Annotated in this window: 13 protein-coding genes; 2 read left to right on the forward strand and 11 right to left on the reverse strand. The window is 31.4% G+C overall.

The features are described 5' to 3' along the window. Positions 1-73 precede the first annotated feature (73 nt). The 3 genes from IMZ30_RS02425 to IMZ30_RS02435 all read right to left on the reverse strand — a co-directional run bounded on the left by IMZ30_RS02425 (position 74) and on the right by IMZ30_RS02435 (position 4672). A complete protein-coding gene (locus IMZ30_RS02425) occupies positions 74-700 on the reverse strand; it encodes a hypothetical protein (RefSeq protein ID WP_207038962.1) in 627 nt (208 codons plus the stop codon). Between the two features lie 225 nt (positions 701-925). Continuing rightward, entirely contained in the window at positions 926-2128 is a 1203-nt protein-coding gene (locus tag IMZ30_RS02430; protein ID WP_207038963.1) for a hypothetical protein, read from the reverse strand. A gap of 36 nt (positions 2129-2164) precedes the next feature. Beyond that, positions 2165-4672, reverse strand: coding sequence for a T9SS type A sorting domain-containing protein (locus tag IMZ30_RS02435; RefSeq protein WP_207038964.1), 2508 nt, complete (start codon positions 4670-4672; stop codon positions 2165-2167). Between the two features lie 204 nt (positions 4673-4876). Here IMZ30_RS02435 and IMZ30_RS02440 point away from each other — a divergent pair, with 204 nt between their 5' ends. Beyond that, positions 4877-6967 carry a response regulator gene (locus tag IMZ30_RS02440; protein WP_207038965.1) on the forward strand — a complete coding sequence of 697 codons (2091 nt, stop codon included), beginning with the start codon at positions 4877-4879 and terminating at the stop codon, positions 6965-6967. A 120-nt stretch (positions 6968-7087) separates the two neighbouring features. Then, positions 7088-7795: a DUF4197 domain-containing protein gene (locus IMZ30_RS02445; protein WP_207038966.1), complete on the forward strand. Its 708-nt coding sequence runs from the start codon at positions 7088-7090 to the stop codon at positions 7793-7795. Here the strand turns inward: IMZ30_RS02445 and IMZ30_RS02450 are convergent. From IMZ30_RS02450 to htpG, 8 genes are all read right to left on the reverse strand, one after another. After that, the gene (locus tag IMZ30_RS02450; RefSeq protein ID WP_207038967.1) at positions 7792-8577 is read right to left on the reverse strand and encodes an alpha/beta fold hydrolase; all 786 of its coding nucleotides are present in this window, start codon (positions 8575-8577) and stop codon (positions 7792-7794) included. The genes IMZ30_RS02445 and IMZ30_RS02450 overlap by 4 nt on opposite strands. 69 nt (positions 8578-8646) lie before the next feature. After that, positions 8647-9423 carry a helical backbone metal receptor gene (locus IMZ30_RS02455; protein ID WP_207038968.1) on the reverse strand — a complete coding sequence of 259 codons (777 nt, stop codon included), beginning with the start codon at positions 9421-9423 and terminating at the stop codon, positions 8647-8649. A 75-nt stretch (positions 9424-9498) separates the two neighbouring features. Then, entirely contained in the window at positions 9499-9843 is a 345-nt protein-coding gene (gene rplT, locus IMZ30_RS02460) for a 50S ribosomal protein L20 (RefSeq protein WP_207038969.1), read from the reverse strand. 92 nt (positions 9844-9935) lie between these two features. After that, a complete protein-coding gene (rpmI, locus tag IMZ30_RS02465) occupies positions 9936-10133 on the reverse strand; it encodes a 50S ribosomal protein L35 (RefSeq protein ID WP_073192061.1) in 198 nt (65 codons plus the stop codon). A 32-nt stretch (positions 10134-10165) separates the two neighbouring features. After that, positions 10166-10726, reverse strand: a complete 561-nt coding sequence (gene infC / locus IMZ30_RS02470; protein ID WP_207039669.1) for a translation initiation factor IF-3 — start codon at positions 10724-10726, stop codon at positions 10166-10168. 19 nt (positions 10727-10745) lie between these two features. Continuing rightward, positions 10746-12692, reverse strand: a complete 1947-nt coding sequence (thrS, locus tag IMZ30_RS02475) for a threonine--tRNA ligase (protein ID WP_207038970.1) — start codon at positions 12690-12692, stop codon at positions 10746-10748. A 79-nt stretch (positions 12693-12771) separates the two neighbouring features. Continuing rightward, the gene (locus tag IMZ30_RS02480; RefSeq protein WP_207038971.1) at positions 12772-13590 is read right to left on the reverse strand and encodes a DUF6503 family protein; all 819 of its coding nucleotides are present in this window, start codon (positions 13588-13590) and stop codon (positions 12772-12774) included. 96 nt (positions 13591-13686) lie between these two features. Next, positions 13687-15591 (reverse strand): molecular chaperone HtpG, encoded by a 1905-nt coding sequence (htpG, locus tag IMZ30_RS02485; protein WP_207038972.1) that lies wholly within the window; start codon positions 15589-15591, stop codon positions 13687-13689. Positions 15592-15682 lie beyond the last annotated feature (91 nt).

A 15682-nucleotide genomic window follows, 5' to 3' on the forward strand; every position in this document is an offset into this window, starting at 1 on the left:
TACTTATCTATTCATTTAATAAATTATCAATTTCTTTTTATTTTAAAAATACGCTTTGTGGATAGCAGTTTTTCTAATTCAATTTTCCCCAAAGTATCTGGCTAACATATCTGTTAGACTGAAAATTGAAGTAACCATTTTTATCATAAATAACCGTATTAGAAGTTATGGAAGAATAGTCATTATCAAACCAGTACGTATACATATTTCTCCAAAAATTCTCAATGACCCCTAACTGCTCATCTGAAAGTTTCACATAACTTCTATCAATTTTAATTTTATCATCTTTTACGGGTTGAACTTGAAGGTCTATAAATCGAAGTCCTTGTTCATTAGTTGAAGTCTCCCAGTATTTCATAAAATATCTACCACGCTTCTTGGCAATCTTTAAGGTGTAAATTGGAATAGCAGTAGCCATGTTTGTTGGTCCAGCATAGCAAGAAACAATCTTTATATAGTCGTTGTTTTTCATTTTCCTGAGAACAAGCGGATACGTTTTGTTGAAAAAAAAGCAGCTTAGATTTTTGTAATCACTACGTGAATGAATTTGCACAGAATGACTCCTTTCTGTTGAATCTTTGGGAATAAAGCGTATTGTATACGGCATAGGCTCTAAATCTGTTAAAACTTGTTCTTTTTTGAATTCAAGCGTCTTAATAAGCGTATCTTTTACCAAAAATGGATGTTTTGATATTCTCATATCGCCATATAATCCAAATTTACCATCTAATTTGATAGAATCATTAGATGGGAAACAGGCAGAGTCAATTGTAATTTTGAATTTTTCTTGGGAAAATCCATTTATAAAAGTACAAGATAGTATTAATAAAAAAGTAAGTTTTTTATTGAATTTAAAAAAATTCATATTGTCATTATTTAATTAACTATAATAAAATCAAGAGCTCTTTAATTTTTGTATTAATTTTTATTTAATAAAACTCCTAACCTTTTGGTCAAAATTGTCTTCATTTAAACCAATCAGTTGATTTGTAGTTTTAAGATAATTATTAAAGCGATCTTTACTGCCAGCATTAATTAATTTCAAAATACCATCAGTACCTTTTTCCTGTTCTATATGATTGGCAATAATTCCTGAAATTGTAGAACGCACCGAAATTTCTGGCGCAAGATGACTAAAAATTTTTGTGTCGTTTTTAAATAAACTAAATAAACTTGTATCGGGATTATTAGCTAAATATTTTTTTAGTTCTTCAACCAATTGTTGTTGTGTGATCATGTCACCTTTAGTATCGGTATAGTAAGCATTACCCCATAAGTATGCAATACCTTCTTCTGCAATCCAATTTCTGTTCTTAGGTTTGTTTATTTGTCCAGAATAGTAATGAAAAATATCATGAGAAAAATCTTCATTATTCATAACTGCAAAAATTGTATTCGCATTGACACCATAACCATCTCTATACTTTCCATTTGAAGTAAGAGAATATGTAAAGCCTAAAAGTCCTAAGATTTCTTGGTAATTGTCAGTCAGATAAAAATTGAATTTTTGTGGTTTTAAACCAAGCTTTTTGGCTATTTCAGTATTTTTATGATTAAATGTCTTTGCTAAGTGTTCATTAATTTCTGTTCTAAAATGATAGGTAATGTCACCAAAGATTTTTGTTTTCCAGTAACGCGTTAAATAATCTAATGGAATTGAAAAGGTAAAATTATTATTGGTCTCTGTTGCTATTAAAGTTATCGCAAATACTGGTATAGGTTGAGATTCTTGATTTTGATTTATATAGGATATTTTTACTATATAATCTTTACTTGAAACAGGGTAACAATTTATCAAAAATTTATCCTGAAGCTCTTTAGCACTATCTGTTTTTCTGGCTTCATAATTGATTAATACCTGAAGTTGGGATACTGTTAGATTGAATCTTTTAGGCGTTATTAGGGCTTTATTAATATTTCCTGTATACAAATCTGAAAACAAGTCATTCAGACTTTTGCGGAATTTTTGTTCGCTCGTAGAATCTAAAGGTAAGTTTAAGTATTGAGGTACGTTAATTGCTTCTTGTGCAATTGAAGAATTAAAGACAAGAGTCAAAACAAATATTATGATTAATCTTATCATTTTATAGAAAAAATCTCTAGGAGCATTAAAATTTAATAAGGTCATTAAAAATGAATTAATGACCTTATTACCAATTCATAATTATTTTTTTATTAATTTTTTAGAAAACTGCTTGCCATCAAGAGTTTCTATTATAACTAAATAAACTCCAGTTCTCAAACCGCTCACATTAATAGTGTTTTCAGAAGAACTCAAGACTTTGGCTCCTAAAATCGAATAAATAGTTATATTCTTTAGGCTATGCTGTGATAATACATTTAAGCTATTAACAACAGGGTTGGGATAAATTTTAAATTGTGTATCTTGAATAACATCTGAGACAGATAACGTACTAAATTCATGTGCGCCAATATCAACTGTACCATTTGCAATGCGTTGTAACCCAAAAACATCAGATCCAGAAGCAAAACTATTATTGCCGCTATCAATGGCTGGGCTACCGCTTTGTAAAGTAAAATCATTATTACTAGGATCAGTAAACAATGGATTTACATTTTGACCCTGGTTACCAACGAAGCCTAAACCTTGTGCATCGATATTTGCAGAACTAGCAGAGACATTTCCAACAGTAGTCCCATTACTTATAACGGAAGATACTCCTGCCGGTATAAAGCCGTTTGGCCCAAAATTATCCCAGAATATATTATTCTCAACAGTAGCATTCATTGTACCAGTTCCTTGAGATATACCAAAAACAGTTTGTATGTTACCTGCAGCTGAAGGTACTACAGTAAAGTTCTTACTAAAGGTGTTATTTATTAATTCTAAATTAACAGTACTACCAGTAGCAAACGCCCTTACCCATCCTGCAGCACCAGAAAAAACATTACCCGATGAAATAATATAATTTTCATAAAATAAATTATTTTTAATACTCACATCAGCAGCTACAGCAGCATTTGTAAAAATGTAAATTCCAGTTGCTGCGTTACTTTGGTTGTGATGAAATCGATTATTATCTAAAACAAAATTGGCGTCAACTACTGGTTGCATATTAACACCAGAGTTAGCACCTGTATTAAATTGATAAGCAATTTCAGAATTTCTTAAGGTAAAAGTGGATACTGCTTGATTTACTGCAATAGCGTTAAAAGCTGTAAAGTTCATGTCATGTGCACCTCTAACAGAAATACCATCTAGGATTACATTATTTGCATTTACATCAATGACACGTAGTGCATTGTCTTGCCTTGTCGGTTCACCGGCGGTAAACGGAAAAGCCGTAAGATCATCATTATCAGCCAGGTCACCACTAAAAATACTGAGATTATTTATAAAATCTCTTTGATTTAATTGTGTTTCAATACCATCAAAACCACCATAAATAGTGAGCCTTTTATTAATAGTGTAGCTTGAAACTGGTATATACTTACCTTCTGCAACCCAAATTTCGTCTCCTATCACTGCATTAGAAATGGCGACTTCTATTGAGGTATAAGCATCTGCCCAAGAAGAACCATCATTATTTCCTGTGGCATCAATATCAACATAAACTATGCCCGGTAGCCCAAATTGTATAGGTGAAGAATAATTAGTAGTACCGGAGTTGCAATTTGTTCTTACATAGATATCATAAATTATAGAGTTATTTAAATTAGATATCAGTTGGGATGTGTTTGTAGTATTGACAACGGTTGCATTACCTATAGGTTGACCTGTTTCAACATATGCCACATCATAACTATCAGCGTTTGTTACTGCATCCCAAGTAACCAAAGCGTCTGTTCCGTTTGTAACCGTTGCTGTAATATTATTTGGAATAGCGCAAGCTGGTGGCAATTGCGGGTCAGTGTAGGCGTACAAACGATCTTGATTTTGATTTGAGCTGATACCATAAATTATATTATTGACGATATCAATATTTTGAATACCTAAATTCATAAATAAATTTACAGCTCCAGAGCCATTAGCTCGATTAACTCTAACAACTCTATTACTGCTTGCATTTACATAATAAAGATAATCTTGAGTGACTTCAACCCCTGTAAGTACATTACCTGAAGAAGATACTAATGCCGTAAAGCCTGCCGAGGGATTGTTGATATTATAATGCCAAACGAAACCTTGTATTGATGTAAAATAAAAATCAGCCCCAATTGTAGCAACATCGGTAATATCAGTATGAGAAGCTGGTAAATTAACCACAACACTACTTGAGTTAGGGCTATTAAGTAAAAGTCTTAACTGACCGCTATTTGCTGTACCGTTTCGTGTAAAGTAAACATCTCCATTATCGCTTTGAAAAGCAAAACCTATAGCACCGCCTGTGCCATCAATGAAATTGAAATTTGGACTAACAGTAGTTCCATTTATTGTTGCCAAAACAACATTGTTTCCACCTGTATTAGGAATATAAAAACCATTAGGTGCTTCCTCAAAAGTATATGGTGTAATATTTAGATTTGCTATAACAGTGGTTAACGAAGAAGGGTTGTTTAAATCCAACCTTTTTATTTGATTGTTGTCTTCAAAGTAAGCAAAATTATCAATAACGATTAAAGACCTTGGATTTGTTAAAATCGGACCTAATGCGGTTTGTGCGTTGAGAAGTTGTGTAATAAATACTAGTAAAAGTAGTGTTTTTTTCATGTCAATGACTTTTTTTTTATTTTACTTGGCAAATTTAAATTTGAGATAGCTTTTTAAAAGTCCTAAATAAAATTGAAATGTTTCATATCAAAATCTAAAGCTTTCAAATGTCTCAATTACTTTCAAAAGTCTCATTTAGATAAAAAGTGAAATAAAAACTTGAAGTATTTTTATTATAAATCTAATTTTGAATAAAAAAGCTAAATGAATTTTTGGAAAAAAGCGCTTAATGTAGGAGTAAGCTCAGATAATAAATCAAAAGAAAAAAAAAGAATAAGACTTCTTAATTTAGTAGCTTATATATCTATAGCTCATGCTTTATTTTTTTTAGTTTTTGATGCTTTGACTGATATTTTCGATTTGCAAAAAGCTTTAACTCTTGGCACTCAATTACTATTATTTTTCACTATTATTTACATACAATACAAGCAAAGATTTCTACTTGCAAGAGCACTGTTTTTTTTATTAGTATTCGTAATATTATTTTACCATTGTAATTATGCCTTTAAAGGTTTTTATGGTGAATATCAGTACATAGTTTTACCATTAATTTCTTTATTTTTTTTTGATAATAAATACTTACACTACTTTTTACTATGTATTGCTATCGCTGCTTTTTACCTTCCTAATTTATATTTTAATAATTATCCTGAGGCCTATTTTGGTTATTTTAATGTTTCGCTTCTTTTTGGAGGTTTATTTTTATTAGTTAGTTTTTTTAAAAATGAAAATGATAAAAATGAACTTCTCCTCAAAAAAGAGAAAGATATTGTAGTAAAAGACAAAAAACTATTAGAAAAACAACAAAATGAATTAAAAGAATTGAATCGTTTTAAATCAAATTTTTTTACAAACATATCACATGAAATTAGAACTCCTATAACCTTAGTAAAAGGATACGCAGAGCGATTAAGCTTAACTGAAAACAATAAAGAAAATTCTGAATATTTAGACATTATACAAATGCAAGCAAATAAAATTGAAGGCATTGTTAATGACTTACTTAATTTATCTAAGCTAGATGCAAACCAACTTTTACTACGTAAATCTGCAATAGAAATAACAAATTTCATTAATAAGCTTTACAACAGATATAAAAAACTGTTTAGCGATAAAGGAATACAACTCTCCCTAGACATCAACATTTCACCGGTAACCATCGAAATGGATAAAGACTATTTTGAAAAGTCATTAGAAAACATTTTAGAAAATGCATTAAAGTTTACTCCAAAAAATGGAGAAGTAATTATTGCAATTCATCATGAAGAAGCACTTAAAATTTCTATCCTTGACAATGGTGTTGGTATTCCACAAAAAGATTTACCTAAGGTTTTTAAAAGGTTTTATCAAGCTGATAATGATATTACCAGAAGTGTTGGTACTGGTATAGGGCTTTCATTTGCAAAAAGTATTATAGAAAAGCATGGTTTTAGTGTTGATGTAGAAAGTATTCCAGACATTGAAACAAAATTTACTATAAAAGTACCTGCACAATTTATAATCGAAGTGAGTAAAATAAATAATCATTATTTAGAAAATACTTTGCAATCTAAAATAAAAAGCTTGAAAGATGAAACAATTCTTATAGTAGAAGACAATATTGATATGCAAAATTATTTGAAGCTTGTTCTAAAAGATTTCAAAGTTGTTCTAGCATCAAATGGCTTAGAAGGAATAAAATTAGTAGAAAAGCATAAACCAAAAGCAATAATTACAGATTACATGATGCCTGTAATGAACGGCTTAGAATTAGTAAAAGAGCTAAAAAGTCAATCTTTAAAAACGCCCGTAATTGTGCTTACTGCAAGTAATAGTGAAACAGACAAATTAAATATGTTACGTGTAGGCATTGATGCTTATTTAACCAAACCATTTAACGAAGAAGAACTCTTATTAGGCTTAACTAAAGCTATAAAGTATTATAAACAAATTCAACAATTTGAACAAAAAATTCCAAATTCTGAAAAACTGAAACTATCAAATCAACATCATGATTATTATCAGGAAATACTAGCGATAATAGAAAAAAATTATTCTAGCAAAAATTTTGGTGTCGAGCAGTTAGCAGAGATGATGAATCTATCTAGAAGTAGTTTGTTTAGAAAAACAAAATATTTTTTAGGACAAACTCCTAACGAATTGATTAAAGAAGTAAGGTATCAAAAAGCAAGATTATTATTAATTGAAAAACCTAAAATTAGTAAAACAGAATTAGCTGAAGCTGTTGGCTTATACAACGCTACTTATTTTTATAATAATTTACAAAATAGGTTTAATAATGAGAGTTCAAAATAAAATACATTTAAGACTGATAATCAATTAACTAAAATTCAGTAAATATCAAAAATTTTAAGAATATAATTCTTTCAGCGAGCTTATTAAAATTATCTACATTTGTAAATCTAAACATAGGTTATGAAAAAATTTCAATTATTCATTTGCTTGATCTTGTGCACGTTTACTACTTTTGCTCAATTTGGCCGATTAAAAGACGTAATCTCAGGAGATGAGTCAATTAATTTTACAGAACAACAAGCTGTTGAAGCTATTAAAACAACACTCGAAAATGGTGTTAGAAAAGAAGTTAAAAAACTTACTGTTAAAAACGGATTCTTAAACAACGAGTTAGCAAAAATTGGGTTTCCTGAAAACATAAAAAATGTTGAACGTAAACTTCGTGCTGTTGGTTTAGACAATTTAGTTGATAAAGCCGTTGCATCACTTAACCACACTGCCGAGGAAGCTACAAAAGAGGCCATCCCAATTTTTACCGATGCTATTACAAACATAAAAGTTGAAGATGGTATTAATATCATTAAAGGCAATGAAAGCGCAGCAACAACTTATTTAAAACAAAAAACTTATCAACAACTTTATAACAAGATGTCTCCGATAGTTAGCGTAAAATTTAAAAGTGTTAAAGCTGATGCCATTTGGTCTCAATTAACCACAAAATATAATCGCTTACCGTTTACTAAAGATGTTAATCCAGATCTAATAGACTATGTTACTTCTCAAGCGCTTGAAGGTGTTTTTAAATCTATCGCAAAAGAAGAGCTAGACATCAGAAATGAACTAAGTGCAAGAACTTCAGATATTTTAAGAACAGTATTTGGTAACTAATTAGATAAGCCTTTTATAAAATTAATTGATTTTAAATTGAATTCTTGAGGTTGTTCAACGTTAACAACATGTCCGCATTTTCTAACAACAATGAGTTGAGCCATTTGGTGATGTTGAACCAACTTTTCTATTGATGGCAAAAACAAATGATCTTGTTCTCCCATAATATATAGTGAAGGAATATGAATATCTTTTTGACGAAACAAACGGAGTAGCGGCTTAATTTCAGAAGTTAATTTAAACCACTTAATAAATTCTTTTTGGTAAAGCTTTTTAGCCTCTCGTACAAATAAATTTCTACTGGCTTTATGGTTTTTACGTGGCATAATAACGAACGCAAATAACTTATATAGCATCATGTAAGGCACAACTGACTTAAAAATTACACCCATTCGCATTAGAAAACGAGACCTCACATTCATTTTCATTACAGCACCACCCATAATCATGCTTTCAACACGTTTAGGATGTTTTTCAGCTAGATTACGAATTAAAATGGTCCCTAAAGAAATACCAACAAAATGTGAACTTTTAATTTTACAATAATCCAAAACCTCAACAATATCTTGTGTAATAACATCAAAAGTATAATCGGTTTTAAGACTATCTTTTAAGCTTGGCTTTGAACGGCCATGACCACGTAAATCTAAGAGAAGTATATTAAAGTGAGATTTAAAAATTCTTAATTGTTTAAACCATATAGAAGAACTGCCACCAGCGCCATGAACAAAAGTAACCCATTGTTTAGAAGAATTATGACGATGAATGGAATAATGTAACACTAAATAAAATTTTTAGTAAATATAGACCAAAAGTAAATCTACTAAACATTTTTAAAAGAAATTTATAGTTTATAACGAATTTCTCAACTTTAATAAATAATCAAAAGCCGCTATAAGTCGGCTTCCATACCAACTAAAACATTCTCCATCTACAATTTTTATTTGTTCTGATTTTAGAGGGATTTCAGGAAAATTGTGTTCTGTGAATGGAAATGGTTCAGAAGAAAGTAAAACATAATCTAGCTGAGGCATATTAGCTAAATCAACTTCAGGATATCGCGATAAATGTCGATAAACATTATTCATCTTACATAGTTGAAGCATATAATTTATAAAATTAGAATGCCCTGCAACCATCCATGGTTCACGCCAAATAAAATAAGCAACATCAACTGAAGGGAAATGACTTATTTCTTTTTTAAAAAATTCGAATTTAGACATAAGTAGCTCTATAAAATCATTAGCTTTAGTTTGTATTTCAAAAACAAGACTTAAGTCTTCAACTAAATCGATTAAATCCTCAATAGTTGAAATATCCGAAACGTAAACCCTATAGTTTTGCTCAAGTTCACTAACAATTTCAGGCGTGTTTTCTTCTTTATTTGCTAAAATAAAATCAGGTTGTAATTGCGTTATTTTATGATATTTAACAGATTTTGTCCCGCCGATAATTTGTGCTTCTTGACGAATATTCTTTGGGTGAACACAAAACTTTGTTACACCAACCAATTTATATGCTAAACCTAATTCAACTAAGAGTTCTGTTAAGCTTGGAACAAGGCATATTAATTTTTGAGGTGTTTTGCTAATTGACAAAGGTCGGTTTAGTTGATCTGATATTTCCATTTTATAAAATTAAAAAAGCCTAATTGAAAAATCAATCAGGCTTTAGATAAGTTACGAGAATTTATGATTAGAAATTTATTTTATTTGATCAACGACGGCTTTAAAGGCGTCTGGATTATTAACTGCTAAATCGGCTAAAACCTTACGGTTTAATTCGATATTGTGCTTTTTAACTTTCCCCATAAATTGTGAGTATGACATACCGTGAAGTCTAGCAGCGGCATTAATTCTCACAATCCAAAGTGATCTAAAATTTCTCTTTTTTTGTTTGCGGTCTCTGTAAGCATATAACATTGCTTTTTCGACTGCATTTTTAGCAACTGTCCAAACGTTTTTACGTCTTCCGTAATAACCTTTAGCTTGCTTCATGATTTTTTTTCGTCTTGCTCTAGACGCTACTGAGTTTGTTGATCTTGGCATAATTTAATGTTTTTTTGTAGTAGGCAGATTTAAAATCGTTTTGAGGCCGTACTCCATGGATTAATTAATAATTAATAAACCTATAAAAACAATTACTTTAATCGTAATTGTGTTTTTATACTGTCTACATCAGATTTGTGCACTAAAGCACTGTGCGTTAACTTTAATTTACGCTTTTTAGACTTTTTAGTCAAAATATGACTTTTGAATGCATGCTTACGTTTTATTTTACCTGTTCCAGTAAGTTTGAAACGTTTTTTTGCACTCGATTTGGTTTTCATTTTAGGCATTGTATCCTGTTTTATATAAATTTAATCGTAACTTACTTTTTCTTTGCTGAAGGAGCTAACATCATAATCATTCGTTTTCCTTCAAGTTTTGGCATTTGTTCTACTTTAGCAATTTCTTCTAAGTCGGTTGCTAAACGTAATAATAAAATTTCGCCTTTGTCTTTAAACACAATTGAACGTCCTTTAAAGAAAACATAAGCCTTCAACTTGGCGCCATCTTTAATAAACTTTTCGGCGTTTTTCTTTTTAAACTCGTAATCATGATCGTCAGTATTAGGTCCAAACCTAATTTCTTTAACCACAACTTTCGAGGCTTTTTGCTTTAAGGCCTTTTCGCGTTTCTTTTGTTCGTACAAAAACTTTTTATAGTCCATCACCTTACAAACAGGCGGATCAGCTTTCGGAGAAATTTCAACTAAATCAACGCCTAATTCTTCAGCTTTGGCAAGTGCGGTTTTAAGATCGTAAATATCAACATCTACGTTATCACCAACTAACCTAACTTTAGGTGCCTTGATATGATTATTAATTCTGTGAGGATTTTCTGTTTGTCTCCTCGGTGAACCTTTTGATTTTTTTCTTCTTAATGCTATGGCTTAAAATTTTTTAATGTTAAACTTCAAATGTTTTTAAATCTCTATTAATTTCAGTGTTGACAATTTGCGCAAATTCTTCAACTGTCATTTGCCCTAAATCTTCACCACCGTGTTTTCTTACTGCAATTTTATCAGCTTCAATTTCTTTTTCGCCGATGATGATCATATATGGAATCTTATCCATTTCAGCTTCACGGATTTTTTTACCCATGGTTTCACTTCTATGATCGACTGCGGCGCGAATTTCGTTATTTTTAAGTAAACTTAAAACTTTTTTAGAATAATTTTCATATTTCTCACTGATTGATAGTACAATAGCTTGTTTTGGCATTAACCAAAGCGGAAAATTACCTGCGGTATGTTCTAACAGAATAGCAATAAAACGTTCCATACTACCAAATGGTGCTCTGTGAATCATCACTGGTCGGTGCATCTCGTTATCACTGCCTTTATATTCTAACTCAAAACGCTCTGGCAAATTATAGTCTACTTGAATAGTACCAAGTTGCCATTGTCTTCCTAAAGCGTCTTTAACCATAAAGTCAAGTTTTGGCCCGTAAAATGCCGCTTCTCCTGTTTCTACTACATAGTTTAAACCTTTTTCTTTGGCCGCGTTTAAAATAGCATCTTCGGCTTTTTGCCAATTCTCTTCACTGCCAATATATTTTTCTTGATTTTCTGGATCGCGTAATGATACTTGAGCCGTAAAGTTTTCAAAACCTAAAGATCCAAATACATATAAAACTAAATCAATCACTTTTTTAAACTCTTCATCTAATTGATCTGGTGTACAAAAAATATGCGCATCATCTTGTGTAAAACCGCGCACACGTGTTAAACCGTGCAACTCACCACTTTGCTCATAACGATAAACCGTTCCAAATTCTGCAAAACGTTTGGGTAAATCTCTATAACTCCATGATTCTGCATTAAATATTTCGCAGTGATGTGGGCAATTCATCGGTTTTAGGAGATATTCTTCTCCTTCATTTGGCGTCTTGATAGGCTGAAAGCTATCTTCACCATATTTCGCGTAATGTCCAGAGGTTACATATAATTCCTTTTGACCAATGTGCGGAGATACAACAGCTTCATAGCCAGCTTCTTCCTGGGCTTTTTTCATGAAATTTTCTAAACGTTCTCGTAATGCCGCACCTTTTGGCAACCATAAAGGTAACCCTTGACCTACTTTTTGTGAAAAAGTAAATAAGCCTAATTCTTTTCCAAGTTTTCTATGATCGCGCTTTTTAGCTTCCTCTAAAAGTTTTAGATATTCTTTTAATTCTTTTTGCTTTGGGAATGAAATACCGTAAATACGCGTTAACTGCTCGTTGTTTTCATCGCCTCGCCAATACGCACCAGCAACACTCATTAATTTTACAGCTTTTATAAACCCAGTATTAGGAATGTGACCACCTCGACATAAATCGGTAAAGCTATCGTGATCACAAAAGGTAATATCTCCATCTTTAAGATTTTCAATCAGCTCTACTTTAAAGTGGTTGTTCTCGTTTTTATAAAACTCAAGCGCCTCATCTTTTGACACTTCTCGCATCTTAAAATCATGCTTACCTCTAGCGATTTCAAGCATACGTTTTTCTATCTTCGGGAAATCGTTTTCTGAAATTTTATGGTCTCCTAAATCAACATCATAATAAAACCCGTTTTCTATTGAAGGTCCTATAGTTAACTTAACACCAGGATACAATTCTTGAATAGCCTGTGCCATAACGTGTGATGTTGAGTGCCAAAAAGCTTGTTTACCTTCGTCGTTTTTAAACGTAAATAATACTAAACTACCGTCGGTGGTTAGCGGCGTTGTGGTCTCTACAGTTTCATTATTAAATTTTGCAGATATAACTTGCCTTGCTAAACCTTCGCTGATGCTTTGCGCTACTTGAAAAGGAGTTACACCATTTTCAAAAGACTTCACGCTACCATCTGGTAATGTAATATTAATCATGAATATAAATTTTTGGCAAAGATACTGAGTAAAATCTTGTTGACAAGTTTTTTAATGAGTGGTTTAATTGAAGTCTTAATTAGTTAATTAGTTTCGTTTGTTCAGGAATATTAAATACAGAATGATTAGCCGAAATGAATTTTAGATTTCTGATACTTGCCTTACCTATAGGCTTTCCATAGATTCCATTTTCTGAAGACCAATTATAAAACTTCCACTGGCTAGCGAACGGCACTTTATCTAAACTAAAATAATTATTATACACAATAGCATGTGGTTTTTTTTCAGCTTCATGAGTACTTTGATTAAAGGTTACTATGTAAGCTGCAGCTTTTAACAAATGTGTTTTGGGGTTGGCATAGACCACATACCAATCGTCTGGTGCATCACCTATTTGAGGTTCAAAACTGAGTTTTGCTGAGTTATAAACTTCTTCCTGAAATAACTTATCATCTAAATTCTGCCACTTTGTTCCTTCATCATCAAGTTTAAATGGCATGGCAAAAAAATAAGACCAAGTTAACACATCGAATCGTGCCGACTTATAATTGGCTGAAGACGGAAATTGATGAAACTGACCTTGATTATAATATATTGATACTCCTTTTGATGTTTCTAAAACTACTTTTGATGAGTTTGTGGTCATACTAATTTTTGCGTCTAGCTGCTTTTTTTGTCCTAATTGAAGCTTAATATTAAATTGAACAGCTTCATGATTTTTAAAAGCATCTACGTTATGGCTATGCTGAATATTTTTAATTAATTGTTGGGCTTCAGACAATGGATTTTGTTGAGTGACTTCAGTGTTTCTTGTTGTTGATTGAGTTTCATTTTTTGATGAATTATTGCATCCTAGACAGACTAAAACCAAAAAACCAAAGAGTTGATATTTTTTCATGCGCATTATTTTAACAGCATTTCTATACAGTAAAAATAAAAAAGCTGTTTAACAATAACTTGCTAAACAGCTTTTTTTAAATTTTAAAGATGATTATTACTTAATCGTTTCGAAACTTCTATTAACAAAGTTGGTTAAATCTTCTCCTTTTAATAGACCTTGTGCTAGTTTTGCTAAATCTAAAGCTTGTTTAATTTTAGATTGCTTATCATCATCATTTTCAATACTTAAGATTTCTGAAGCTAATGAATGATTAGCATTAACAACCAAGTTATACATTTCTGGCATGTTGCCCATACCGAACATTCCGCCGCCGCCAGTTTGCTGCATTTCTTTCATACGTCGCATAAATTCTGGCTGTGTAATCATAACTGGGGCCGAATTTGAATCTAAAGCTTCAACCTGAACTGTATATTTTTCTTTTGGTGCAACAGCTTCGTAACTTTCTTTGAGTTTTTCTTTTTCTTCATCTGAAAGTTTAGAAACTTGCTCTTCTTCTTTTTTAATTAAGTTATCAACATGGTCGCTATCAACACGTACAAAACTGACTTTTTGTTCTTTAGAACTTTCAATTTTTTGAATTAAGTGTGAAACAATAGGTGAATCGAGTAATAAAACCTCATAACCTTTATCTTGAGCAGCCTTGATGTTACTGTGTTGTTCTTCTTTATTAGAAGCATACAATATAACCAGCTTATCATCTTTATCTGTTTGGTGATCTTTAATTTTGGCTTCTAACTCTTCGTAAGTGTAAAATTTATTGTCAACAGATGGATATAAGGCAAATTTTTGAGCTTTATCATAAAATTTATCTTCAGTTAGCATACCATACTCAATCACAACTTTAATATCATTCCATTTCTTTTCGAAATCTTCACGATCATTATTAAAAAGTGACTTTAACTTATCTGCAACTTTACGGGTAATGTAACTAGAAATCTTTTTTACCGCACCATCGGCTTGTAAATAAGATCGCGAGACATTTAGTGGGATGTCTGGCGAATCGATTACTCCTCGCAACATAGTTAAAAATTCAGGAACTATACCTTCTACATTGTCAGTTACAAAGACTTGATTTTGGTAAAGTTGAATTTTATCTTTTTGCACCGACATGTCGTTAGTTAACTTAGGGAAATACAATATTCCGGTTAAGTTAAAAGGATAATCTACATTTAAGTGAATATGAAATAAAGGTTCCTCGAACTGCATTGGGTAGAGTTCGCGGTAAAAATTTTTATAATCGTCTTCTTCTAATTCGTTTGGTTGCTTTGTCCAAGCTGGATCAGGATTATTGATAATGTCATCTACTGTAACCGTTTTAGGTTTTTCGTCTTCTTCCGACGTTTCGGAAGCGTCTTCGGCTTTTGGAAGCTCTTTTTCTTTAGTACCAAATTTAATTGGCACCGGCATAAACTTATTATATTTGGTTAACAGCTCACGAATTTTCGGTTCTTCTAAAAATTCTTCTTCATCATCATTAATATGTAAAACAATTTCGGTACCACGATCTTTTTTATCATGCTCTTCTAAGCTAAACTCAGTCGTACCTTCGCAAGTCCAGTGAGCTGCAGGTTCATCTTTCCATGATTTGGTAAAAATCTCAACCTTTTTAGCCACCATAAAAGCCGAGTAAAAACCTAAACCAAAGTGACCGATGATTCCGGTTTCTTTAGCTTCAGAGTCTTTGTATTTTTCAAGGAATTCTTCAGCACCTGAAAATGCTACTTCGTTAATGTACTTTTTTACTTCATCTTTAGTCATCCCAACACCTTGGTCTATAATATGAAGTGTTTTGTTGTCTTTATTAACTTTGACTTCAATTTTTGGATGACCAATTTCAATTTTAGCTTCTCCAATTCTGGCTAAATGCTTCAACTTTAAAGTGGCATCAGTTGCATTAGAAATTAATTCACGTAAAAAAATCTCGTGATCGCTGTATAAGAATTTTTTAATCAGTGGAAAAATATTTTCTACTGAAACGTTAATATTACCTTTAGACATAATTATAATTTTTATATCAACACATGGCAAAGTAAATACCAAGTTGAAATATGTGACAACTTGACACTTAAAAGTGACAATCAGATTTAAC

The organism is Psychroflexus sp. ALD_RP9, from assembly GCF_017311165.1.
GTDB lineage: Bacteria > Bacteroidota > Bacteroidia > Flavobacteriales > Flavobacteriaceae > Psychroflexus.